Here is a 24,931-nt window from a genome sequence, read left to right as displayed (position 1 = left end):
CTCCCTTTTCGGTTGGAACCGTCTCAGGCCACCCGCCGCCGATGCGGCGCGGGGGCGTGTCAGCGCAGCAGGTAGGAGCCGAGGCCGACGATGATGACGAACAGCAGCGTGGAGGAAATCAGGCCGAACCCGGCAAAGAAACCGCAGGCCATCGCGATCAAAAGCGCTGCGCAGATGATGCAAAGATATTTCGAGATGTTCAGAAAGAGCGAATAGGTCTTTTCATGCTCGGCATAATCCATCTCAGCACCTAGCTCGACGGGGCCGGTCGGTGTTTTGTCAGCCATCGGGCAACCTCTCCAGAATTGGTCTACCGGCACATAACGAAAAGGCGCCGAAAGGGCAATGGAGGATAAGGCCGCATCGCCACCGCAACACATTTCGCCGCAGCCAGCGATCCAGCATTTTCTATGGCATAACGTATACCAGAAATCATTTCAAGTGGGAACCGCGCCAACCGGTGCGAGTTTCACGCCAGCCAGCGCTTGCGCCGCTTGTAATGCTTGACGTCCTTGAACGACCGGCGCCCCTCGCCGCCGACGCCGAGGTAAAATTCCTTCACGTCCTCGTTCTCGCGCAGCGCCTTTGCATCGCCGTCAAGCACGATGCGGCCGGACTCCAGAATATAGCCATATTTGGCATAGCGCAGAGCGACATTGGTATTTTGCTCGGCGAGCAGAAAGGAAACGCCCTGATCGTCGTTGAGCTTCTTGACGATCTCGAAGATCTCCTCGACGAGTTGCGGCGCCAGCCCCATGGAGGGTTCGTCGAGCAGGATCATCTTGGGCCGCGACATCAGCGCCCTGCCGATCGCCGTCATCTGCTGCTCACCGCCGGAGGTGTAGCCGGCCTGGCTCGTGCGGCGTTCCCTCAGCCGCGGGAAATAGCCATAGACCATTTCCAGGTCCGCATTGACGGCGCCTGGCCCGTCGCGACGCGTGAAGGCGCCGGTCAGGAGATTCTCCTCCACGGTCAGATGGCCGAAACAATGGCGTCCCTCCATGACCTGGATGCAGCCGCGGCGCACCAGGTCGTTCGGCGAAAGCGATTGCACCTGCTCGCCGCCGAACACGACGGACCCTTTCGTCACCTCGCCGCGTTCGGCCCGGAGCAGGTTGGAGATCGCCTTCAGTGTCGTCGTCTTGCCGGCGCCATTGGCCCCCAGCAAAGCCGTGATGCCGCCATTGGGCACCGACAGGGACACCCCCTTCAGCACCAGGATCACGTGATCGTAGATCACCTCGATATTATTGACCGACAGGATCGGTTCAGTTGGTTCAGGGCGTGGCGCGGGACTGGTCATGGCGGCTCCGATCTGGGGCGGGGCCCTCCCCTCAGGGGGGAGGGATCTCTCGCCTACATCTTGCACTCGTCGTTGACCGGCCATGGCGCATTGGCCTCGGCATATTCCTTGGCCTTCTCCGCTTCCAGCGGCGCGATCGCCTCGCGGTCGGGCGTGATCAGGTCGGACACCTTCTCGAATTTGGAGCCATTCCATTCGAGCATCCAGCCGCCGCCATGACCGGTATGGTCGGCACACGACGTCTTGAACGGCACGAGCATGCCGGTCATGCCGAGTTCTTCCAGCTTTGCCTCGTCGATATTGAGGTTCTCCAGGCCCCAACGCACCTGCTCGGGCGTGGGAACCTTGGCGTCGAACTCCTCCTGCGCCGCCTTGATCCCCTCGACCAGCATCATCGAGATCATGACACCGCGCTGGTAGAACACCCAGTCGAACTCGCCTTCTCCCTGGTTGATCAGCGATTTTCCGGGGTCCACGACGTATTTCTTGATGTCCTGCATGACCGGCGAATCGGAATTGGGCACGTTCCACGAGATCGCGCGGTAGCCCTTGCCCTCTTCACCGACCAGCTTCAGATCGCTGTCGAGCGACGACCACCAGATGCCGATGAACTGATCCATCGGATAGCGCGTCTTGGCCGCCTCGGTGATGGCGCCGGCGTTCATCGCGCCCCAGCCCCACATCAAGACGAAGTCGGGACGCTCGCGACGGATCTGCAGCCATTGAGCCGACTGGTTCTGCATCTCCTTCAGTCCGACCGGGATCGGCAGGAAGGTGAAGCCGTGCTTTTCGGCCATCGCCTCGAACAGCGGGATGGGCTCCTTGCCGTAGGGATGGTCGAGATGCAGCAGTGCAATCTTCTTGCCCTCGAGATTGTCGAGATTGCCGTCGGAGATCGCTTTCAGGATCATCGACGCGCCGTCCCAATAGGATGCCGGCGGATTGAAGGCCCACTGGAAGGTCTTGCCGTCGGCCATCGGCGAGAAGCCGTAACCGGGCGCGAGCACCGGGATCTTGTCGACATTCGTCTTCGGCAGGACCTGCAGCGTGATGCCGGTCGACCATGGCTGCGTGATCGCCGCATCCGCCTTGGTCTTTTCGTAGCACTCGACCCCTTTTTCGGTGTTGTAGCCGGTTTCGCACTCGTCATAGCCAAGCTTGACGCCGTTGACGCCGCCATCGCGCTCGTTGAGCATCATCATGTAGTCGCGCTGGCCGTTCATCAGCGGAATGCCGGTCGAGGCGAACGGTCCCGTCCGGTAGGACAGATTGGGCAGATAGATGGAATCCTGGGCCATCGCCGCTTGCGCGGCGAACGCCGTGCCCGCAGCCAAGGCGCCGGCCATCAGCGCATTCTTCAATAGCGTTTTCATGTCTTCTCCTCCACTTGTCCGTTTCTCCCAAGAGGAGCGGGCGAACCAACCCCGCCTTCAGCGGCCCTGCAGCCGCAATCTTTTTGTTGTCTTGTCCCGCGTCAATGCGGGAACGGCCATATAATCAGCTTCTCCCTGATGACCGCCCAGAACCGCGCCAGCCCGTGCGGCTCGACGATCAGGAATGTGACGATCAAAGCACCGATAATCATCACGTTCAAATGTTCCACCGCCGACGAACTGATCGGCACGCCGAACACATCCGGCAGAAAGCCCAGCACCACCGGCAGGGCGACGATCAGGATCGCACCGAGGAAATTTCCGAGGATCGAGCCCAGCCCGCCGATGATGGCGATGAACAGCACCCGGAACGACAGGGGGATGTCGAACAGGTTCGGCTCGGCCGCGCCGCGCCAGGCAAACACGAACAGCGCACCGGCCACACCCACGACATAGGACGAGACGAAGAAGGCGGACAGCTTGGCCTTCATCAGGTTGATGCCGACCAGTTCGGCGGCAATGTCCATGTCGCGCACCGATTTCCAGATGCGCCCGATGCGCCCGCGCGTGACGTTGATGGCAAAGAAGGTGACGATGCTGACCACGATAAGGACGAAATAATACTGCGTGATCGCAGGCGCCCTCGGACCGGCAACAGTAAAGCCGAACATGTCGATATTCGGCACCTGGATGGCGCCGGAGGCGTTGTAGTTGTAGAGCCAGGCCCATTTCTCGAACAACCAGACGAGAAAGAACTGCGCCGCCAGCGTGGCAATGGCGAGGTAGAAACCCTTGATCCTGAGCGACGGCAGACCGAATGCCACGCCGACCGCTGCCGAGAAGAATCCCGACAGGGCAATGGCGACCAGGAGGTTCATCTCGGGAAAGATGGTGATGAGCTTGTAGCAGGCATAGGCGCCGACACCCATGAAGGCGCCCGTTCCCAGCGAAAGCTGGCCGGCATAGCCGGTCAGGATATTGAGCCCCAGGGCGGCCAGCGCATAGATCAGGACCGGTATCAGAAGAGCGCGAAAGGCGAACTCGTTCGCCGTCAGCGGAAAGACGACAAAGGCAAGCACGAGAACGGCAGCGAGCAGGATGGAATCCTGCTTGACCGGGAACAGGGCGAAATCGGCCTCGTAGCTGGTCTTGAACTGGCCCGCGGTACGGTAAAGCATGTCGATCACACCCGCTCGATGATGCGTTCGCCGAACAAGCCCTGCGGCCGGAACAGAAGCACGATCAGCGCGAAGACGAAGGCGAACCAGGTCTCGGTGTTGCCGCCGAGCAGCGGCTGACCCCAATAGATCTCGAACAGCTTTTCCAGGATGCCGATGGCCAGACCGCCGACGATGGCGCCAAGGACGCTTTCAAGCCCGCCCAGCATGAGAACCGGCAGCGCCTTGTAGGCGATCACCTCGAGCGCGAAGGAAACGCCGGCCCGCGCGCCCCACACGATGCCGGTGGCGAGCGCGATGACGCCGGCGATGAACCACACCAGCACCCAGATGGTCGACAGCGAGATGCCGACCGACAGTGCCGCCTGGTGGTCGTCGCCGAGCGCCCGGATGGCGCGCCCCATTTTCGACCTGTTGAGAAACAACAGCAGCACACCCACCAGCACGACGGCGCCGACAACCGCCGTCAGGTCCTTCTGCTCGATGGAAACGAAGCCGCCGAACGGTTCAAAAATGTAGCTGCCGGTCGGGATCATCAGTTGCTCGGTGATCATCACCTTGTTCTCGCCACCGAAGATGATCTCGCCGAAACCGATCAGGAACATCGTGATGCCGATCGTCGCCATGAACAGGATGATGTCGGGCTGGTTGACCAGCGGTCGCAGCACCACCCGTTCGATCGTCATGGCGAGCAGATACATGACCGCAAGCGTCAGCGGCACCGCCAGAAGCGCCGGCACGCCCTTCTCATAGAGCCCGACCAGCGTCAGGGCGGCGAACACGACCATAATTCCTTGCGCGAAGTTGAAGATACGCGAGGATTTGTAGATCAGTACGAAACCGAGCGCGATGAGGGCATAAAGGACTCCCGAGACGAGACCTTCCCACACCACCTGCAGGAAAAAGTCGGGCGCCGCGACCATGTCGACGAACGGCTTTACGAGAATGTCGTAGAGGATTTCCATGGCTTTTTCCTAATGCGGCACGCCGAGATAGGCGTCGATGACGTTCTGGTCGGCCTTGACGACATCGGGCACGCCGTCGGCGATCTTCTTGCCGTAGTCGAGCACGACCACCCGGTCCGACAGGTCCATGACGACGCCCATGTCGTGCTCGATCAAGGCGATCGTCGTGCCGCGCTGCTGGTTGACGTCGAGGATGAAGCGGCTCATGTCCTCCTTTTCCTCGAGATTCATGCCGGCCATCGGCTCGTCGAGCAGCAGGAGCGACGGTTCCATGGCCAGCGCGCGGCCGAGCTCGACGCGCTTTTGCAGCCCGTATGGCAGCTTGCCGACGGGCGTGCGCCGGATGTGCTGGATTTCCAGGAAATCGATGATCTCCTCCACCGCGCGCCGGTGTTCGATCTCCTCGGCAAGCGCCGGTCCGTGCCAGAGCATCTGCCAGCCGATATTGCGCCTCATCATCACCGAACGTCCGGTCATGATGTTGTCGAGCGTCGACATGCCCTTGAACAGCGCCACGTTCTGGAAGGTGCGCGCGATGCCCTGCCCGACCGCCTCGTGCGGCTTCATCGAGCGCCGCTCCTTGCCGCGGAAGATGATCGTTCCAAGCTGCGGCGTGTAGAAGCCGTTGATGACGTTGAGCATCGACGTCTTGCCGGCGCCGTTAGGCCCGATGATGGCGCGGATTTCGCCCTGCAACACGTCGAACGAGATGTCGGTGACCGCTTTCACCCCGCCGAAGGAGAGGGAAACGTTTCTGACGTCGAGCAGCACGCCGCCCTTGGCAATCTCGCCGTCGCGCGCCGTGAACGGATCGGACCTGACCTGCACATTCATTCGGCCGCCTCCATCACCGTCTCCGCCGGTGCGTCATGGACCTTGGCGTCGACGATGCGCACGGTGGCGCGCACCTTGCCCTTGCGGCCGTCCTCATAGGTCATCTCGGTTTCGACATATTTCTCGTTCGAACCGTCGTAGAGTGCCTCGATGAGCTCGCCATAGCGCTCAGCGATGAAGGACCGGCGCACCTTCTGCGTGCGGGTCAGTTCGCCGTCGTCAGCGTCGAGTTCCTTGTGCAGGACCAGATACCGCCTGATCTGCGAGGCGGCCATGAGCGGTTCGGAGGCCAGCCGCCGGTTGGCCTGCTCGACATGTTCGGCAATCGTTCTGTAGACCTCTGGATGGGCCGCAAGGTCCTGATATGAGGCGTAGGCGATATTGTTGCGCTCGGCCCAGTTGCCGACCGAATGCAGGTCGATATTGATGAAGACCGCGCAGAAATCCCGTCCGTCGCCAAAGGCCACCGCCTCCTTGATGTCGGGGAAGAATTTCAGCGTGTTCTCGATGTATTTCGGCGCAAACAGCGCGCCGGACTTCAATTTGCCGACATCCTTGGCGCGGTCGATTATCTTCAGATGCCCTTCCGGATCGAAGAAGCCCGCATCGCCCGTATGCACCCATCCCTCGGACGTCTTCGTCGAGCGGGTCGCCTCATCGTTCTTGTAGTAGCCGATGAAGACGCCGTCGGAGCGGTACATCACCTCGCCGTTGTCGGCGATTTTCACCTCGACGCCGGGCGACGGGAGGCCGACCGTGTCGGGACGGATCTGGCCGTCCGGCTGGGCGGTGATGTAGACACAGGCTTCCGTCTGGCCGTAGAGCTGTTTCAGGTTGAGCCCCAGCGAACGGTAGAAGCTGAACAGTTCCGGCCCGATCGCCTCGCCCGCCGTATAGCCGACGCGCAGCCGCGACAGGCCCATGCCATCCTTCAGCGGACCGTAGATGAAGAACTCGCCGAGCGCATATTTGATGCGGTCCCAGGCCCCGACCTTCTCACCGTTGAGGAGCGGCTCGCCGACCTTGCGGGCATGGGCGAGAAAGTGGTCGAACAACCACTTCTTCAATCGTCCGGCATCCTCCATGCGCACCATGATCGAGGTCAGCATGCTCTCGAAGACGCGCGGCGGCGCGAAGAAGTAGGTCGGAGCGATCTCGCGGCGGTCCTCGGTCACGGTCTCGGCACCTTCCGGACAGCTGACGCAGAAGCCGGCGGTGTAGGATTGCGAATAGGAGAAGACGTGATCGCCCACCCAGGCCAGCGGCAGATAGGCGATCGTCGTCTCGTCGACGCCGAGATTGTCGAAGGCGTTGCCGTGCAACGCCGATTTCACCAGATTGTCGTTCGACAGCATGACGCCCTTCGGCCGGCCCGTGGTGCCCGACGTGTAGAGCATGATGCCCAGATCGCCGCCCTTGCCGGCGGCTACCGACGCCTCCCAGTCGGCCGCCGCGTCCGGCGAAGCGGCCAATGCCGAAAGACCGGCCTCGCGCAGCGCGGCATAGTCGTGCAGGTGTTCGTGCTCGTAGTCGCGCATGCCGCGCGGCTCGTCATAGACGATATGCTTGAGCGTCGACACCTTCTCGGCGATCGAAAGCAGCTTGTCGACCTGCTCCTGATCCTCGACCACGGCGAAACGCACCTCGGCATGGTCGAGGACATAGGCCATCTCCTCGGCCACCGAATCGGCATAGACCGGCACCGGCACGGCACCGAGGGATTGGGCGGCGGCAAATGTCCAGTAGAGGCGCGGCCGGTTCGACCCGACGATGGCGATCCTGTCGCCCCGCTCGAGCCCGATGCCCTTCAGCCCCACGGCGAATGCGCGAACCTCGTCGAGCTGTTCCTTCCAGCTCCAGCTCTGCCAGATGCCGTAATCCTTGTGCCGCATCGCCGGCCTGTCGGCAAAACGCTGCGCGTTGTACACGAGATATTTTGGAAAAGTGTCAAGCGTCGTGCCGGCGTCAGCCGTCGCAGCCATCGTTCATGTTCCTCCCGGATCCGCCTTGTCTCGGCGGCTTGTTCCACCTTTATCGCCCGCTCGAGCCCGAGGCGCAAGTCGGCCCTGCGGGCTTCGCCACTCTACCTGGATGGCGCCGAGCGGCCTCATTCTCGTTCTGACGCCATCGACCGTTCCGGCCTGGCGCTGCAGCGCAGCCTCCCTCCTCCCACATGGCCGACGGCAACCGCTATCCGGGTCAAGATTTCCACGAGGCGCGACCCCGATCAACTTCGCGATTGACAGACAGACCACCCGATGGTCTGCTAACAGTGACAGAGGTGTTGGTCGTTTTGCCCGCTGGGTCTGCCGATGAGAGCGTCTCAGGCTTCGTAGGACTTCAACGCCTCCAGATGGAGCACCGTGATCCGGCTGTGCTCCACCTTCACGAGCCCTTCATCGACCAGTTCCTGCAACGACTTGTTGACGATGGCGCGCGACACGCCGGCGAGCAGTCCCAGTTCTTCCTGTGAAATCTCGATCTCGGTTCCCACACGCGGATAGAGGACCGGGTTGAAGAACCAGGACAGGTTCCGCGCCACGCGCGCCTTCGGCGTCAGGATACGGTCATATTCGATGGTCGCGATGAACTGGCCCATGCGCTCGTTGAGCTGGCGCACGAGAAAGCGGTTGAAGCCGGTGCTGCTTTCGTAAAGCCAGAAGAAGGTCGCCCGGTTCATCAGAGCCAGACGGGTCTCGCGGATGGCGACCAGATCGTACTGGCGCGGCTCGTCCTTGAGCACCGACCCCTCGCCGAACCAGCTTCCCGTCGTCGCCCCGGCAAAGGTCATCGCCTTGCCGCTGCGCGAGATGGCGCTGATCTTGACCAGCCCGTCGGAAACGCCCGTCCAGTAGTCGAGCCTGTCGCCGCGATGGCAGATATAGGCGCCCTTCGAATATGAGCGCTCCGAAAGCCCGCGGCTCGCCCTTTCGATTTCGTCTTCTGTCAGTTCGCGCGCCCAGATGGCGGCGCGCGCAATGTCTTCCTTGGCGATCATTCTCCCCCACAGCAGCCGAGACGCACCAACGCGTTTCCATGGGAGAAACTCTTATGGGCGCGCATCGGCGCAATGACAAGACGGGCCGAGGCCGCCGGGCCCCGGCGTCCACTCATGCCGCGTGTTGAAGATATTTCGCCGTTGGCAGGATGGTCAGCGGCGCCAGGTCGCCCGTGTCCGGCCGGTCGAAGAGCATGCGCTGCTCCGAAGGCTTGGACATGAAGAACGGAAAGCGATCGAGCGTCTTTTGCATGTTGATTGCACATTCGGAGTCGTAGAGCATCAGTGGGATCGTGATGGGCGGGTAGGCCCTCGGTTCTCCAACCTGAACGGCCCCGAAGATGCGCCGGTAGAACGCCGTATGCTCTTCGCGAATGACGCAAACGCAGCCCGTGGTCTCGAAATGCTCGTTCGCAATTACGGCAAGCCGCAGCGTGATGTAAGGAATTGCGCGCACGCCATGGGCACAATCGGGATCGGCGGCCAGCATGGTCGGATTGGTGAAGGTCTCGCCGCGATCGAGTCGTGGCCCCATAATGTCGCCAAACGCCCCCATGATGGGCGCTTCTGGTTGGTCGCGGCTCACATGATGGATGCGCACCGTGCTGATGAGATCGTCATCGATGAATACGCCGAAGCGATAGGAATTCGGCGTATCGTCATACTTGTCCGACGTCATCTGACTGGCGGAATGCGGCACGTAACCGTGAGCCCGATAGGCCTTGTAACGTAGCCGATATATCGCCTCCAGATCCTCGCCGCTCTCGCATCGTCTGTATTCGATGCGGTCCAGCAAATCCGTGACATTCCTTACGAACCCAGACCCGCCCGACCGGTCCGCACGACCGGGTGAGCGCGCGGCTGTGCCGCGAGCCAACATTGCTGTCATTAAGATCTTGCCCCCAGATCACCCGCATGGGCCGCACGGTAGCGAGCGAATTAATTAAGTAAAGATGAAAATTTGAGCAGCCCCATTTACCGATTGTTAACCTTAACAATGGGTTAGGCTTATAGCGCGATCACGCTATGGAGCGAAGATTGTCAGTTCTGAAGAGGGCTCTTAGCCGTGCGCGGAACGCCGGGCGTTTTCCAGGTCTTCACCGAATGGCCAGACCGTATTCGACATGGTGCCGATGCCCGACGGAGACAGCGCCGAACCGAACAGGAACCCTTGCAGCAGGTCCGGCCTGACATGCACGGCCAGCAGCTTGAGCTGTTCGAAGGTCTCGATGCCTTCGACCGTCACGTCCAGGCCGAGCTGGCGCGAAAGCGAGACGACGCCCTTCAGCAGCTCCAGCGAACGCTGGTTGCCGGTGATGTCGACAAGAAAGCTTCGGTCGATCTTGACCTTGTCGAGCGGCAGGGTGTGCAGATAGCTGAGACTGGAATACCCGGTGCCGAAATCGTCGAGCGCAATGCGCACGCCGAGCGCGCGGATCTCTTCCAGGTGGTGACGCGTGGACAACTTGTCATCGAGCAGCGCCGTTTCGGTTACCTCGATCTCCAGCCGGTCGGGCGCCAGTCCCGATTCGGCAACCGCGTCGCGCACCAGCCGGACAACGTCGGCATCGCCAAAATCGCGCGCCGACAGATTGACCGAGACGCAGATGGATTCCGGCCACCGCGCACATTCCTTGCAGGCCGTGCGCAATATCTGCGCACTGATGTCCGAAACGATGCCGATTTCCTCGGCCAGAGGAACGAAGACGCTGGGTGATATCGCGCCGAGTTCGGGATGATCCCAGCGGCAAAGCGCCTCGCAACTGGCGACGCGCATCGTGTCGAGCGAGACGATCGGCTGGAAAACGACCCGCAATGCATTCGTCTCGACTGCCTGCCTGAGGTCGGCCTTGAGAAGCTGCTTGTGCCGAAACGCCGCGTCCATCGTTGTTTCGAAAAGCTGCCAGCCGTTCTTGCCGAGCGTCTTGGCGCGATGCAACGCTAGGTCGGCCTTGACGATCATGCTGTCGACATTGCTCAGGCTGGCCGGCAAAAGCACGGTGCCGGCGCTGAACTGGACGCGCAAGGCGTGTCCGGCGACGTCCATTTCCTCGCGCAGACCGGCGAAGACCCCGTCGAGCAGTTCCGCCAGATGCGATTCGTCCTCGATCCGGTCGACATAGATGATGAATTCGTCGCCGCCGAATCGACCGATCCTGACATCGTCATCGGCAAAGAAGGCGAGCCGCTCGGAGATGGCGTATATTAGTCCGTCGCCGACGGGATGGCCGAGCGTGTCATTGATGTTCTTGAAATCGTCGACGTCCAGAATGGCGACGGCGCAAAGCCGTTCCCGGTCCCCGGCGACCATTCGCTCGGTGACGAGCTCGTGGAAATAGTTGCGGTTGGGCAGGCCCGTCAGGCTGTCGTAGCGCGCCATGGTCCTGATCTTTTCCTCCGCTTCGACGCGTTGCGTGACGTCTTCGAAGGTAATGACGCCGAGCTCGTCGCTGCCTTCACGGGCGGAAAACTCGAAATGGCTGCCATCGGCGAAGCGCACCAGAAGTTTCCTGTCGCAATTCTCCCGAAGCGCCCGCGTGAGCTGGTCCTCCACGTAAGCACAATCCTCGCGGCCGAGCATTCCCGCCGCGACGGCCCGCATCAACAGCGCCTTGAGCGTGCGCCCCGACATGGCCTCCGGCGCATTCAACCGCATGATCCGGGCGGCCTGCGCATTGGCCACCACGATGCGCCCCTCGCCGTCCAGCATGATCAGGCCGTGCGACATGGTGTTGAGCGCCTTGTCGAAGCGCTGCGCCAGCCGCGTGGCCTTCTTCTCCTCGCGGAGCGCGGTAAACAGAACGAGACGCACGAGACTGGCCATCTTCATGACGACGATCAGGAAGGGCACGATGAAGAGGCCGAGCACGAAATGATAGACGTCGCCCTTGAGCATGAGCCCGATGGCGATCGGCGCCACGGCAGTGGCCGTCAGGATGGCCACCATCGTTCGTGAGCCATAGTTGCGACCGGCAATTGTGATGGCTCCGCCCATGATCACGCTCACGGCAGCCATCTCGCTGAACGGATCGGGCAGCCAGTAGACGCTGACGAGCGCAAAAAGCCCAACGACGCAGCCCTGAATGGTGCCGGCTGCAATGTAATATCGCTCGCGCGCCGCTGCCGATGCCTGGTCGCTTATGCTGGAAGGATCCACTCTGCGAACGGCGGCAAACCGGTAGACACCGGCACCCAGCATGACGACGGCCAGAAGAAGATAGATCGGTTCACCGGTCTTGAGATAGACGAGCAGCCCTATGAGCCCGTGACAGCACGCGCCAATCAGCAGGATTCCCGGATCGACGAACAACGACCGGACGAACCCTACATAGATGTCCTCGGGGATGCTGTCCTTGCTACTCTTCACTGGGCCTGCCCGGTTGTCGGGACTCTCCAGTCGCACATCCGCCTTAAGAAAGCTTTATTTGAGAAGAGCTTATTGGCCGAACTTGGCAAAGGACTTGTTGGCCAAAGTCGCTGGAGAACGGCGCCGCCGCGCTATTCGGCCGCCTCCAGCGCCGCGTCCGGCATGCCTTTCAGTCTCTCGATCAGGCGCCGGCGTTCGCCTTCGGCCTTGCGCGCATTCGCCTCCTTGATGTGGCCGAATCCCTTGACCAGCGAGGGAACCGAGGCGAGCGCGACCGCCGCATCGACATTGCCGGGCTGCTGCGTGGCGACAATCAGCTCCAGATCCGCCTCGTACTCGCTGAGCAACCGCCGCTCCATCTCGCGCTCGGCCGTATAGCCGAAGGGATCGAACATCGTGCCGCGCAGGCGCTTCAGCGCCGCCAGCAGGCGAAACCCGATCATCATGCGCGGACCGAAGGAGGTCTTGCGCGGCCTGCCGTCGTTCCCCTTGCGCGCCATGACGGGCGGGGCGAGATGAAACTCGAGCCGGTCGTAGGATTCGAACTCGGCCTCGAGCTGACGCCGGAACGAGCCGTCGGTGTAAAGCCGCGCCACCTCATACTCGTCCTTGACGGCCATCAGCCGGAAGAGATTGCGCGCCACGGCTTCCGTCAGCCGCGTCGACCCTGGCGCCGCATTCGCCTCCGCGGCGCGAACAGCCTCCACACGCTGCTCGTAGCGGCGGGCATAGGCGGTATCCTGATAGGCCGACAGGAACGCCGCGCGGCGCGCTATGATCTCGTCCAAATCGTCGGCCGGCGCCCGGGCCGTCTGCCCGCTGCCGGCGCGGGCGACGAGATCGGCCACGATCGCGGGATCGTGGGCGGCGCGCCGGCCCCAGCGGAACGCCTGCTTGTTCATCGAAATTGCCTGGCCGTTGAGCTCGATCGCCTGTTCGATCGCCTCCGCGCCAAGCGGCAGCCCACCACGTTGAAAGGCAAAGCCGAGCATGAACATGTTGGCGCCCAGCGAATTGCCGAACAACACGCTCGCCGTGCGCGTTGCATCGACGAAATGCGCATTGTCCTCGCCGGCCGCCGCGCGGATCGCCTTTTTCAGGCGCTCGGTCGGCAGCGAGAAATCCGCCGCGCGGGTGAAATCGCCCGGCATGACCTCGGCCGTGTTGGCGACGAACACCGTCTCGCCCTCGCGCACCGCCGCCAGCACCTTCTTCGACCCGGAGACCACGAGGTCGCAGCCCAGAACAAGGTTGGCCTTGCCTGCCGACACGCGAATGGCATGGATGTCTTCAGGCGTTGCGGCGATGCGGATGTGGCTGAAGACCGCGCCGCCCTTTTGCGCCAGGCCCGCCATGTCGATGAGCCCGCACCCCTTGCCTTCCAGATGCGCCGCCATGCCGAGGATGGCGCCGATCGTGACGACGCCCGTGCCGCCGATACCGTCGACGATACCCGACCAGCCCTGTTCGGCCGGAAAGACCGCCGGTTCCGGCACGCCGTCGAGCGGATCCGCCGTTCCGCCAATGCCTTCGGCCTTGCGAAGCTTTGCGCCATGGACCGTGACGAATGACGGGCAGAAACCGTTGAGGCAGGAGAAATCCTTGTTGCAGCTCGACTGATCGATGCGCCGCTTGCGGCCGAACTCGGTGACCACCGGCTGCACGGAAACGCAGTTCGACTGCACCCCGCAATCGCCACATCCCTCGCAGACGAGCTCGTTGATGATGACGCGCTTGTCGGGATCGGGAAAAGTGCCGCGCTTGCGCCGGCGGCGCTTTTCGGCTGCGCAGGTCTGGTCGTAGATCAGCACCGACACGCCCTTGACCTCGCGCAATCCGCGCTGCACGCGATCGAGATCGTCACGGTGATCGATGGTGGCGCCCGCGGGGAACACCGCCTTGCCGCCATATTTCTCGGGCTCGTCGGTCACCACCGCGATGCGTTCGACGCCTTCGGCGCGCATCTGATGCGCGATCATGTCGACGCTGAGTGCGCCTTCATGCGGCTGGCCGCCGGTCATGGCGACCGCATCGTTGTAGAGGATCTTGTAGGTGATGTTCGCCCCGGCCGCGCGGGCGAAACGGATGGCCAGCGATCCCGAGTGGTTGTAGGTACCGTCGCCGAGATTCTGGAAGATGTGATCGCGCGTGGAAAACGGCGCCTGGCCGATCCATTGCGCGCCCTCGCCGCCCATGGCCGTGAAGCCGACCGTCGAGCGGTCCATCCAGAGCGCCATGAAGTGGCAGCCGATGCCGGCGGCAGCCAGCGAGCCCTCGGGCACCTTGGTGGAGGAATTGTGCGGGCAGCCGGAACAGAAATAGGGCGTGCGGCTGGCCACGTCCTCCGTCTCGGCCAGCATCGCCTGGAATTGTCGGAGCTGCTTGACCCGCTGGTCGATCTCCTCCGAATGGCCGATCGTCGCCAGCACACGCTCGCCGATTGCGATCGCGATGTCGTTGGGGTCGAGCGCGCCCTTGGCCGGAAACAGCCAGTCGCCGCGTTCGTCCTTCTTGCCGACGACCAGCGGCTGCATTGCCGTGCCGTAAAGGTCCTCGCGCACCTGGACCTCGATCAGCGAGCGCTTTTCCTCCACGACGATGATCGTTTCCAGGCCTTGAGCGAAATCCCGGATATGCTCCAGATCGAGCGGCCAGGGGCAGGCGACCTTGAACAGCCGCACGCCGAGGCGGCTGGCGGTCGCCTCGTCGATGCCGAGGTCGTCGAGTGCCTGGCGTACGTCGAGATAGCTCTTGCCGACGGTGATGATGCCGAGCTTGGCCTTGCGGCCGCCCGAATAGACGATGCGATTGAGCCCGTTGGCGCGGATGAAGGCTGCCGCGGCGGCCCGCTTGTGCTCGTGCAGCCGCGCTTCCTGTCCGAGCTGGTCGAGCTCGTGACGGATATTGAGCCCGCCCGGCGGCATGTCGAATTCGGGCAGCTCGATCTTCAGGCGGTCGAGCGTGACGTCGACGGAGGCGGTCGATTCGATATTGTCCTTGACGCATTTGACCGCAGCCCAGGTGCCGGCGAACCGCGACATGGCAAACCCGTAGAGGCCGTAATCGACCATCTCCTGCACGCCGGCCGGATTGAGGATCGGGATCATCGTGTCGACGAACAGGAACTCGGTCGCATGCGCGTTGGTCGAGGATTCCGCGGTGTGATCGTCGCCCATCAGCGCCAGCACGCCGCCATGCTTCGACGAGCCGGCGAGGTTGGCATGACGGAAGACATCGCCCGACCGGTCGACACCCGGCCCCTTGCCGTACCAGACCGAAAACACGCCGTCATGCTTGCCTTCGCCGAGCAGTTCGGTCTGCTGGGCGCCCCAGCAGGCGGTGGCGGCCAGTTCCTCGTTGAGGCCGGGCTGGAAGACGATGTTGGCATCCGACAGAGCCGTCTTGGCCCGCCAGAGCTGCTGGTCGAGACCGCCCAGCGGCGAGCCGCGATAACCGGACACGAATCCGGCCGTGTCGAGGCCGGCGCGCCGGTCGAGCGCGCGCTGCATCAACAGCATGCGCACGATCGCCTGTGCGCCGGAAACGAAGATGCGCTCCTTCGAAAGATCGAACTTGTCGTCGAGCGATACGTCGTGAAGCGTCATTCCATGCTCCCATTCGGGGCTGCGTCGCCATCCTGACACAACCCGGCCGCAGTGTTTCGTCGCTTGCCGCGCGCGTCAAACGAATTCGCGCCAATATCGGTTGATAACAGATGCACCATGCATGGCTTCGCCGCGCCGTGGCCACGCGCCGCATATCGGGCGGAAACTGGCGCTTTGACTGGCACGGTAAAGCTGATAATCACTCGCGGCGGCATGAGGCAGGACGGCAATCGCACCGACCGTGGGGAAGACGATCGGTGCTGACCGGCAATTCCTGCCGCCAAATAACAAGAACTGCTCCAGGAGGAATGCATGGCGGGGCTTCTCGCGCTTTCGCGGTTCATCGACCGCATCAACGAGTTCATTGGCAAACAGGTCTCGTGGCTTATCCTTGTCGCCGTGTTGATCAGCGCCGGCAATGCCACGGTGCGCAAGACGTTCGACATATCATCCAATGCCTGGCTGGAGCTGCAATGGTATCTCTACGGTACCGTCTTCATGCTGGCGGCCGCCTATACCCTGAAGCGCAACGAACATGTGCGCATCGACATCCTGGCCAATCGCCTGTCCAAACGCACCCGCGACTGGATAGATCTGATCTGCCACATCGTCTTTCTGTTGCCGTTCGTGCTCCTGATGGTCCGCCTGTGCTGGCCCTGGTTCTGGCTGTCCTACAATTCCGGTGAGATGTCGTCCAATGCCGGCGGGCTGATCCTGTGGCCGGCCAAGATGATGGTGCTGCTCGGCTTCATCCTTCTTACCGCCCAGGCCTTCTCGGAAATCATCAAGCGTTGGGGCGTCATCAGGGGGCTGATCGACGAGCCCAATCCGCAGCACGATTTGCCGCCCGCAGCCGAAGGCGCCCTCGAGATGGAGGCCCGGGACCGTGATTGATCTCATTGCGCACAACCTGGCGCCCATCATGTTCGCATGCGTGATGGCGATGCTGCTGATCGGCTATCCCGTCGCCTTCACGCTGGCCGCGGGCGGCCTGATCTTCTTCGTCATCGGCGTCGAGTTCTCCAGCATTTCAAACGAGATTCGCCTTTTCTGGCCGCTGCTGCAGTCGCATCCCGAGCGCGTCTACGGCATCATGTACAACGATACGCTGCTGGCCGTTCCCTTCTTCACCTTCATGGGCCTGATCCTGGAACGCTCGCGCATGGCCGAGGATCTGCTCGACACGATCGGACAGCTCTTCGGGCCGGTCCGCGGCGGGCTTGCCTATGCCGCCATTCTGGTCGGCGCGCTGCTGGCGGCAACGACCGGAGTCGTCGCCGCCTCCGTCATCGCCATGGGCCTCATCTCGCTGCCCATCATGATGCGCTACGGCTACAACCGGGGACTGGCCACCGGCACCATCGCCGCCTCCGGAACGCTCGCCCAGATCGTGCCGCCGTCGCTGGTGCTGATCGTCATGGCCGACCAGCTCGGCCGTTCGGTCGGCGACATGTATGTCGGCGCGCTGCTGCCGGCGCTCATCATCGTCGGCGTGTACTGCGTATACATTTTCGCCGTCACCCTGGTGCGCCCGCATTGGGCTCCCGCCCTACCCGTCGAAGCCCGCACCCTGGGCAGCGGCGTGACCTCGCTGATCGCAATCGTCATCGCGACCGTCCTCATCTATTTGGCGACCTATCACACCATCTTCGCCGATATGCGCTACGAAGTGCGGCTGGTCTGGTCCGCGACCGCGGCCACGCTGGCGGCCTACCTGGCCAGCCTGGCCAATCGCCAGTTCAAGCTGGGGATCCTGTCGCGGCTGGCAGAGCAAGTCGTCATCGTGCTCATTCCGCCGCTGGCGCTGATCTTCCTGGTTCTGGGCACGATCTTCCTCGGCATCGCAACGCCGACGGAAGGCGGCGCCATGGGCGCCACCGGGGCGCTGATCCTGGCCTTCGCCAAGGGCCGGCTGAACCTGACCGTGCTCAAGCAGGCGCTCGATTCGACGACCAAGCTCGCCGCCTTCGTGATGTTCATCCTCATCGGCGCGCGTGTCTTCGGCCTGACCTTCTACGGTATCAACGGCAATGTGTGGATCGAGGAACTGCTGCTGGCCCTGCCCGGCGGCGAATACGGCTTCCTGATCTTCGTCACGATCATCGTCTTCATCCTCGGCTGCTTCCTCGATTTCTTCGAGATCGCCTTCATCGCCGTGCCGCTTCTGGCGCCGGTGGCCGAGAAATTGGGCATCGACCTCATCTGGTTCGGCGTCATTCTCGGCATCAACCTGCAAACCTCGTTCTTGACGCCGCCCTTCGGCTTCTCGCTGTTCTATCTGCGCTCGGTCGCGCCCGTGCACGAATGGAAGGACACCGTATCGGGCAAGATCCTGCCGGGCATCAAGACGTTCGAGATCTACAAGGGCGCCCTGCCATTCATCATCATCCAATTCGCGATGATTCTGCTGGTCATCACATTTCCTGGCCTGGTGACGCACTACAAGTCCGGTCCCGCCGTGGCCGACCCGAGCCAGGTGGAAATCACGCTGCCGCCCCTCGGCGGCAGTGGCCAGGGTCAGGGCGGCACACCCGGATTGCCGAGCCTGGGATTGCCGCCCATCGGCGGACCACCGGCCAATGGCACTGAGAACGGCCAGGGCGGCCAGCAGCAGGCGCCGCTGGGTCTGCCGCCGCTCGGCGGTCTCGAGCCGCCCGACGCGCCGGATGGTCAGGCTGAGCAACCGACGGGCTCCGGGCCGCAAGGGCAGCAGCAACAGCCTGACCTAAGCAAGCCGCCGTCGTTCGATTGACCCGGCGTCATGGACGAAAAAACCCCGGGGCGCCGCCCCGGGGTTCTTTTTTGGCAATGACCTTTGCGTGTCAGAGATTGCCGGCGCGCTGCTGGATCATCATGAACGTGTCGAAATTGTACTCCGTGAGCTGCGCCCACAGATAAGCATCCTTCTTGAAGGCCTGCTGGTTCTCGTAGATCTTCTTGAAGGTCGGATTCTCGGCGTTGATCTCGTCATAGGTCTCGAGCGCTGCCTTGTAGCAAGCCTCGAGAATCTCCTGGCTGAATGGCCTGAGCTGCGCGCCATTGCTCACGAGCCGCTTGAGCGCCGCCGGGTTCTTGTAGTCGTAATTGGCCATCATGTCGGCATTGGCCGCGCGGCAGGCCGCTTCGACGATCGCCTGATAGCTCTTGGGCAGCTCGTTCCATTTGTCCAGATTGACCATGGTGTGCAGCACCGGGCCGCCTTCCCACCAGCCGGGATAGTAGTAGTACTGGGCGACCTTCTGGAATCCGAGCTTCTCGTCGTCATAGGGACCGACCCATTCGGTGGCGTCGATCGTGCCCTTCTCCAACGCCGGATAGATGTCGCCGCCGGCGATCTGCTGCGGCACGACACCAAGCTTCTCGATGATCTTGCCGCCCATGCCGCCGATGCGCATCTTCAGGCCCTTGAGATCACCGACCGTGTTGATCTCCTTGCGGAACCAGCCGCCCATCTGGGCGCCCGTGTTTCCGCAGATCATGCCGTAGAGCCCCTGCGTGGCATAGAACTCGTTCATCAGCTTGTTGCCGTCGCCATAGTAGAACCAGGCATTCTGCTGGCGGTAGTTGAGGCCGAACGGAACGGCTGTGCCGAAAGCATAGACCGGATCCTTGCCCCAATAGTAATAGGACGCAGTGTGCGCCATCTCGACCGTGCCGGCGGAAGCGGCGTCGGCCGCCTGCAGACCCGGAACGATTTCACCTGCGGCGAAAACCTGGATCTGGAAATTGCCGTCCGTCGCCTCGCTGACGAAATCGGCCATCGTCTCCGCCGCGCCGTAGATCGTGTCGAGCGCCTTGGGAAAGGACGACGTGCAGCGCCACGTGACCTTGGGCATCGATTGCGCGATCGCAGGCGTCGCGAGAGCGGCTGCGCCGGCGGCTCCAGCGCCTGCAAAACCTGCCTTTTTGATGAATGAACGACGATCCATTGAATACCTCCCGTATTGAGATCGAACCATAAGCCAGCCACCCCTCTGTCATTTTCTGGTGAGCCAACTGTTGGCTATCAATACATATGACTACCATCAAGTCTAGCCATCGCACCGGCGTGTGCGAGGCGTTTTCACACATACGAATGGGACACGATACCGCCGCGCGGCGGCAGCCAAGTCATTAATAACGTTAATGGAAAATCATGGCGGCAGACGCGCAGAGGCAAGGTGCCGGAAGGCCGCACGCCAAGCTGCCGCCGCCTCGAACGACAAAGCGCCGCGCATCCGGATGGACGCGCGGCGCTTTGCTGTTCTTGTTCAGCGCACTGCCTTGTCGGAAACTGATTCCGATTTGGGGGCGGATACGCCGGCGCAGGCCTAGATCTTGCCCGCGCGCTGCTGGATCATCATGAAGGTGTCGAAATTATATTCGGCGATCTGCGCGTAGAGATAATGGTCGCCGCGGAATGCGACGATCGAATCCCAGATCTTCTTGAACTCCGCGTTCGACGCCGTCAGCTCGTCATAGATGCCGTTGGCCGCGTCGAAGCAAGCCGACAGGATCTCCTGATTGAAGGGACGCAACTGCGTGCCGTCGGCGACCAGCTTCTTGATCGCCGTGGGGTTCACGTAGTCGTACTTCTGCAGCATGTCGGCGTCGGTCGCCTGGGCAGCCGTGCGCAACAGCGACTGATAGTTCGCCGGAAGAGCCTCGAACTTTTCCTTGTTGAACATGAAGTGGACGGTCGGGCCACCTTCCCACCAGCCGGGATAGTAGTAATAGGGCGCCACCTTGTAGAAGCCGAGCTTCTGGTCATCATAGGGGCCGACCCATTCGGCGGCGTCGATCGTGCCCTTCTCCAGCGCCGGATAGACGTCGCCGCCGGCGAGCTGCTGCGGCACGACGCCAAGCTTTTCCAGGACACGTCCGGCAAAGCCGCCGACGCGCATCTTCAGGCCCTTCAGATCCTCGATCGAGTTGATTTCCTTGCGGAACCAGCCGCCCATCTGGACGCCGGTATTGCCGCCCGGATAGCCGATGAGACCCTGCTTGCCGAGGAATTCGTTGTAAAGGTCGATGCCGCCGCCATGATAATGCCAGGCATTCATTCCGCGCGCATTGAGCGCGAACGGGACGGTCGCGCCGACCGCCCAGGCCGGGTCCTTGCCCCAGTAGTAATAGCCGACCGTGTGGCAGGCCTCGACGGTCGCTGCCGAAACGGCATCGGCGGCCTGAAGGCCGGGCACGATCTCGCCGGCTGCGAAAACCTGGATTTCGAAATTGCCGTCGGTGGCTTCCGACACCATCTTCGACAGAACTTCGCCGCCGCCATAGATGGTATCCAGGCTCTTCGGGAAGGACGAGGTGAGCCGCCAGGTGACCTTGGGATTGGACTGGGCGATGGCAGGCGCGGCCAGCGCCGCAGACGCCGCTGCGCCCGTGCCGGCAAGGCCGGCCTTCTTGATGAATGATCGACGATCCATATTAGCTCCTCCATAACGATGCTGCGCGTGTGGAATGGATAAGATCGCAGACCCCCCGCAGCGTTCAGAACGCTGCACATTGCACAAGAAGTTGCGCCAGTCCAGCACCCGCCGCAAAGATTGGCCGGAAAATGGCCGTTGCGCGTAATGAATTGAAAGTAAGATATAAAATGGTTTGACTACATACTGTATCATGGCCCTTTTGGACGCCGGGACCTGTATTGGCGGGACCGACCGGCAATGCCCCGCGCCCCGCATCCGCCAACTCGAAAATCGAAGACCCGGCCCATCAAGACAACACCACTGAACCTGCGATCAGACTGGCCATTTTTCGGGGCCGTTGGTATAGATGCGCGAAGCAATGGCCCGGCGGATCGCGCCGGCCCGACGGAAAGAAATTCATGACACAACCCCTTGTCGCCGTCCCGGCGGATGTGCGCGAATTCGACAATTACAGTTGGCATGCCGTGCCACGGCAATATGTGGACGCCGCAATCGACGGAGCCGGCGCGCTGCCGCTGATCCTGCCCGCCCTCGGCGCGCGCATCGACTTCGACGCGCTGCTCGACAAGGTCGACGGCGTGCTGATCACCGGCTCGAAAACCAACGTTCACCCGTCGCTCTATGGCAGCGAGGCGAGCGAAGCCGACGGACCCTACGATCCCGAGCGCGACGCCACGACCCTCCCGCTGATCAGGAAGGCGATCGAGCACGGCGTGCCGCTTCTCGCCATCTGCCGCGGCATTCAGGAGCTCAATGTCGCGCTCGGCGGCACGCTGGCGACCGAGATCCAGGAGCGCGAAGGCTCCATGGACCACCGCGCCCCGCCCGGCGACAGCCACGACGAACGCTTTGCCATCCGCCACAACGTCTCGGTCAAACCCGGCTCCTGCCTGGCCTCCGTGCTCGGCGCCGGGGACGTCGCGGTCAATTCGGTCCATCGCCAGGCCGCCGGCCGCCTCGGCCCGCGCCTCGACGTCGAAGCGGTCGCAGAGGACGGCACCGTCGAGGCGGTCTCGGTGCGCGGCGCGCGCGGCTTTGCCGTCGGCGTACAATGGCATCCCGAATACTGGTTCAGGAGCGACGAGCCCTCGGCCCGCATCTTCCGGGCGTTCGGCGACGCCGTGCGCGCCCACGCCGCAGCCCGCAGCGCCTCGCGCACCGCGGCGGAATAAGAGCCCGCCCGAGCCTACTCGACGACGGCCGCCAGCGACATGATCGGGTGAGCGGGACTGAAGGATTCGTAGGCCGTCCCGTCGGCCGGTGCGAAGGCCGCAAGCACCTCGCCGCCCGATGCGACGAAGCGCACCGTGCCTTCCTCATCCTGGCGCCATGTCCGGGCCTCGCCGATCGCCGGGAAGATCGCGGCGCATTCCGGCTCGGCAACGAGCTCCGTGCCGTTGCGTCCGGCCCGGCCCGTTTCGATCCGGCAGGTGCCGGTTTCGCCGAGAACGTGGAGGCGGTAGGAAATCGACGATTGATCGACCGGCTCAACCGGCCGCTCGCCCGGCGTCTCGGTGCCCCCGCCGGCAAATTGCGCCGCGCCCATGACCGCGGTGGCCAAGACCAGCAGTGCTATCCCCTTCATCGCGATGACCCTCGCTGTCCGATGATTCGGGCAAGCATGATTAGGCCAACTTTAAGAAAGGTTAACAAGGCCCGGCCCGGCCGCGCGAATGCAGCCCGCAGCGCCACGCGAAGAAGCCTATGATCATCCGGCCGGTGAAGTGACCTCCGCCGTCTCCGGCACCGCCGTCAGGGCTTTGCCGGACGAAAACCACGAGATGAGATTGTCGACCACGAGATCGGCCATCGCCCGGCGGGTATGAACCGATGCCGAACCGACATGCGGCAGCAAGGTTGCATTGGGCAGAGCGACGAGCGCGTCGGGCACACGCGGCTCGTCGGCAAAGACATCGAGCCCGGCGGCACGGATCGTCCCGTTCTTCAGCGCCTCGACAAGCGCATCCTCGTCAACCGTCGATCCGCGGCCGATATTGACAAAAACGCCGTCCGGTCCCAGCGCCTCGAGCACTTTCATGCCGACGATCTTCTCGGTGGCGCTGCCGCCCGGCGCGACCGAGATCAGCGTGTCGACCGCCGATGCCAGCCCTTCGAGCGTGTCGTGATATTCATAGGATACCCCGTCGACGCGACGGCGGTTGTGATAGCTGATGGAAAGGCCGAACGCTTCGAGCCGCCGCGCGATGGCCTGGCCGATGCGACCGAGCCCGAATATGCCGATGCTGCGTCCGCGCAAGGTTGCCTGGGTCAGGGGATAGGGGCCTTCCGCCGCCCAGCGCCCTGCCCGCAGATAGGCCTCCGCCTTCGGCAACTCGCGCACCGTGTTCAAGAGCAGGCCGACAGCGGTGTCGGCAACTTCCTCGGTCAGCACGTCCGGCGTGTTGGTGACCATGATGCCACGCGAGGCGGCGTGTCGGGCGTCGACCGCATCGTAGCCGACACCGAAATTGGCAATGATCTCCAGATTGGGCAACGCGTCGATGAAGTCGGCATCGATCGTCGTCATCGCGCCGATGCCGCGCACGCCGGCCATCGCTTCGGTGTTAAGCAACGCGGCATCCGCTCGCTCGATCCGCAATGTCGGGAAAGCCGCCTCGATGCGCCCGACGGCGTGCGGGTGCAGCTTGCCGGGAATGAGAATCGTGTGGCGCTTCAGATCGGGCATCGGTCGGTCTCCTGACGGCGTTCCTTTGGAGCGGGACGTTACGGGGCCATTGGGTGCGGAACAAGAGGCGCATGGCGCAATCCGATGCGCCAAGGAGAGGCGGGATGCGCCGGGCGGCTCCCTTACTTGCGCTCGACCGGCTTGCTGGTCGACTGGCGAACGTGAAGCTCGGGCTTGATGAGTTCCTGCGACGCCTTGACCTGCGCCCCGTTCAGCCGGTCGAGCAATGCCCGCGCGGCGCGGCGCCCGACGTCGCGTTGACCGTTCCACACCGTCGTCAGGGCCGGCGTGGCAATCGCCGCCTCCTCCAGATCGTCATAGCCGGTCACCGAGACGTCGACACCGGGCACCAGCCCGGCCCGCGCAATGCCGTTCATCAGGCCGATGGCGACAAGATCGTTCCAGCACACCGCCGCCGTCGGCTTGTCGGGCAAGGCGAGAAACTGTCCGGCGACCTCGAAACCCGCCTGCTTGGTCCGCGGCCCGGGAATACGCCAGTGCGGACGGACCTCGAGGCCGGCCTTTTCCATGGCCGCGACGTAGCCCTGATACCTGTCACGCCCGGTCGAGGTCTGGTCCGTGCCGCCGATCATGGCGATGCGGCGATGGCCGAGCGAGATCAGATGGTTGGTCGCAAGGCCGGTCCCATAGGCATCGTCGCCGCGATAGACCGGCACGTCGGCGCCGGCGACCGAGCGTGCGATCAGCACTACCGGCAGACCGTTCTCCTCGATCTGGCGGATATCCCCGCTCGGCGTGCCGATGGCCGGCGACATGATGGCACCGTCAGCGCCCAGTTGCAGCAGCGTGTCGACGAAGGTGCGCTGCTTTTCGAGCTGGTCGTAATGGTTGGACAGGATGAAGGTCTGGCGGCTGCGGTCGAGCTCGCTTTCGATCGACTTCAGGATCTCGGCGAAGAACGGGTTCATGATGTCGTGCACCACCACGCCGACGATCCCCGATCGCGAGGTCCGCAGGCTGGCCGCCCGGCGGTTGTAGATATAGCCGATGGTGCGGGCATGCTCCTTGATACGATCGCGCGTAGCGTCAGCAACAAGGGGGCTGTCGCGCAACGCGAGCGAAACGGTGGCGGTGGAAACGCCCAGCGCGTCCGCGATCGTGGAAAGCTTGATCTTCTGAGCCAGAGGCGCCTCCCGCCGTCCAAATTCGTTCTTTAAACAGTTTAAAGCTGCTTATGCCAC

At 62.9% G+C, this 24,931-nt stretch carries 19 protein-coding genes; 3 read left to right on the top strand and 16 right to left on the bottom strand.

What is annotated here, in order from left to right; all coding sequences use genetic code 11:
• Nucleotides 1-59 precede the first annotated feature (59 nt).
• From GM909_RS08145 to GM909_RS08095, 11 genes are all read right to left on the bottom strand, one after another.
• A complete protein-coding gene (locus GM909_RS08145) occupies nt 60-287 on the bottom strand; it encodes an aa3-type cytochrome c oxidase subunit IV (protein ID WP_157015710.1) in 228 nt (75 codons plus the stop codon).
• A 182-nt stretch (nt 288-469) separates the two neighbouring features.
• A complete protein-coding gene (locus GM909_RS08140; protein ID WP_157015709.1) occupies nt 470-1,303 on the bottom strand; it encodes an ABC transporter ATP-binding protein in 834 nt (277 codons plus the stop codon).
• A gap of 53 nt (nt 1,304-1,356) precedes the next feature.
• The gene (locus GM909_RS08135; protein ID WP_157015708.1) at nt 1,357-2,676 is read right to left on the bottom strand and encodes an ABC transporter substrate-binding protein; all 1,320 of its coding nucleotides are present in this window, start codon (nt 2,674-2,676) and stop codon (nt 1,357-1,359) included.
• 101 nt (nt 2,677-2,777) lie between these two features.
• Complete coding sequence (locus tag GM909_RS08130) at nt 2,778-3,854, bottom strand: branched-chain amino acid ABC transporter permease (RefSeq protein ID WP_157015707.1); 1,077 nt, start codon at nt 3,852-3,854, stop codon at nt 2,778-2,780.
• Nucleotides 3,855-3,859: 5 nt separating this feature from the next.
• Entirely contained in the window at nt 3,860-4,819 is a 960-nt protein-coding gene (locus GM909_RS08125; RefSeq protein WP_198174170.1) for a branched-chain amino acid ABC transporter permease, read from the bottom strand.
• A gap of 9 nt (nt 4,820-4,828) precedes the next feature.
• On the bottom strand, nt 4,829-5,653 hold the full coding sequence (locus tag GM909_RS08120; protein ID WP_157015706.1) for an ABC transporter ATP-binding protein: 825 nt from the start codon (nt 5,651-5,653) through the stop codon (nt 4,829-4,831).
• Nucleotides 5,650-7,635: an AMP-dependent synthetase/ligase gene (locus GM909_RS08115; RefSeq protein ID WP_157015705.1), complete on the bottom strand. Its 1,986-nt coding sequence runs from the start codon at nt 7,633-7,635 to the stop codon at nt 5,650-5,652. The genes GM909_RS08120 and GM909_RS08115 overlap by 4 nt, the downstream gene beginning before the upstream one ends.
• A 341-nt stretch (nt 7,636-7,976) precedes the next feature.
• Nucleotides 7,977-8,651 carry a Crp/Fnr family transcriptional regulator gene (locus GM909_RS08110; protein ID WP_157015704.1) on the bottom strand — a complete coding sequence of 225 codons (675 nt, stop codon included), beginning with the start codon at nt 8,649-8,651 and terminating at the stop codon, nt 7,977-7,979.
• A 112-nt stretch (nt 8,652-8,763) separates the two neighbouring features.
• Complete coding sequence (locus GM909_RS08105; protein ID WP_235911740.1) at nt 8,764-9,447, bottom strand: N-acyl amino acid synthase FeeM domain-containing protein; 684 nt, start codon at nt 9,445-9,447, stop codon at nt 8,764-8,766.
• A 264-nt stretch (nt 9,448-9,711) separates the two neighbouring features.
• Nucleotides 9,712-12,018, bottom strand: coding sequence for a putative bifunctional diguanylate cyclase/phosphodiesterase (locus tag GM909_RS08100; protein ID WP_157015703.1), 2,307 nt, complete (start codon nt 12,016-12,018; stop codon nt 9,712-9,714).
• Nucleotides 12,019-12,149: 131 nt separating this feature from the next.
• On the bottom strand, nt 12,150-15,623 hold the full coding sequence (locus GM909_RS08095) for an indolepyruvate ferredoxin oxidoreductase family protein (RefSeq protein WP_157015702.1): 3,474 nt from the start codon (nt 15,621-15,623) through the stop codon (nt 12,150-12,152).
• A gap of 312 nt (nt 15,624-15,935) precedes the next feature.
• Here GM909_RS08095 and GM909_RS08090 point away from each other — a divergent pair, with 312 nt between their 5' ends.
• Nucleotides 15,936-16,517 (top strand): TRAP transporter small permease subunit, encoded by a 582-nt coding sequence (locus GM909_RS08090; protein ID WP_157015701.1) that lies wholly within the window; start codon nt 15,936-15,938, stop codon nt 16,515-16,517.
• Nucleotides 16,510-18,375: a TRAP transporter large permease gene (locus GM909_RS08085; protein WP_157015700.1), complete on the top strand. Its 1,866-nt coding sequence runs from the start codon at nt 16,510-16,512 to the stop codon at nt 18,373-18,375. The genes GM909_RS08090 and GM909_RS08085 overlap by 8 nt, the downstream gene beginning before the upstream one ends.
• Nucleotides 18,376-18,445: 70 nt before the next feature.
• Here the strand turns inward: GM909_RS08085 and GM909_RS08080 are convergent, their stop codons facing one another.
• A complete protein-coding gene (locus GM909_RS08080) occupies nt 18,446-19,552 on the bottom strand; it encodes a TRAP transporter substrate-binding protein (RefSeq protein WP_157015699.1) in 1,107 nt (368 codons plus the stop codon).
• Nucleotides 19,553-19,933: 381 nt separating this feature from the next.
• Complete coding sequence (locus tag GM909_RS08075; protein WP_157015698.1) at nt 19,934-21,040, bottom strand: TRAP transporter substrate-binding protein; 1,107 nt, start codon at nt 21,038-21,040, stop codon at nt 19,934-19,936.
• A 401-nt stretch (nt 21,041-21,441) separates the two neighbouring features.
• Here GM909_RS08075 and GM909_RS08070 point away from each other — a divergent pair, with 401 nt between their 5' ends.
• Complete coding sequence (locus GM909_RS08070; protein ID WP_157015697.1) at nt 21,442-22,215, top strand: gamma-glutamyl-gamma-aminobutyrate hydrolase family protein; 774 nt, start codon at nt 21,442-21,444, stop codon at nt 22,213-22,215.
• Nucleotides 22,216-22,229: 14 nt separating this feature from the next.
• Here the strand turns inward: GM909_RS08070 and GM909_RS08065 are convergent, their stop codons facing one another.
• From GM909_RS08065 to GM909_RS08055, 3 genes are all read right to left on the bottom strand, one after another.
• Complete coding sequence (locus GM909_RS08065; RefSeq protein WP_157015696.1) at nt 22,230-22,628, bottom strand: hypothetical protein; 399 nt, start codon at nt 22,626-22,628, stop codon at nt 22,230-22,232.
• 123 nt (nt 22,629-22,751) lie between these two features.
• Nucleotides 22,752-23,729, bottom strand: coding sequence for a 2-hydroxyacid dehydrogenase (locus tag GM909_RS08060; protein WP_157015695.1), 978 nt, complete (start codon nt 23,727-23,729; stop codon nt 22,752-22,754).
• 122 nt (nt 23,730-23,851) lie between these two features.
• The gene (locus GM909_RS08055) at nt 23,852-24,874 is read right to left on the bottom strand and encodes a LacI family DNA-binding transcriptional regulator (RefSeq protein ID WP_157015694.1); all 1,023 of its coding nucleotides are present in this window, start codon (nt 24,872-24,874) and stop codon (nt 23,852-23,854) included.
• Between the last annotated feature and the right edge of the window lie 57 nt (nt 24,875-24,931).

Origin of the sequence: Mesorhizobium xinjiangense, assembly GCF_009749525.1 — a bacterium.
GTDB classification, from domain to species: Bacteria; Pseudomonadota; Alphaproteobacteria; order Rhizobiales; family Rhizobiaceae; genus Mangrovimarina; species Mangrovimarina xinjiangensis.
This window is presented reverse-complemented; position numbering and strand designations above follow the sequence as displayed.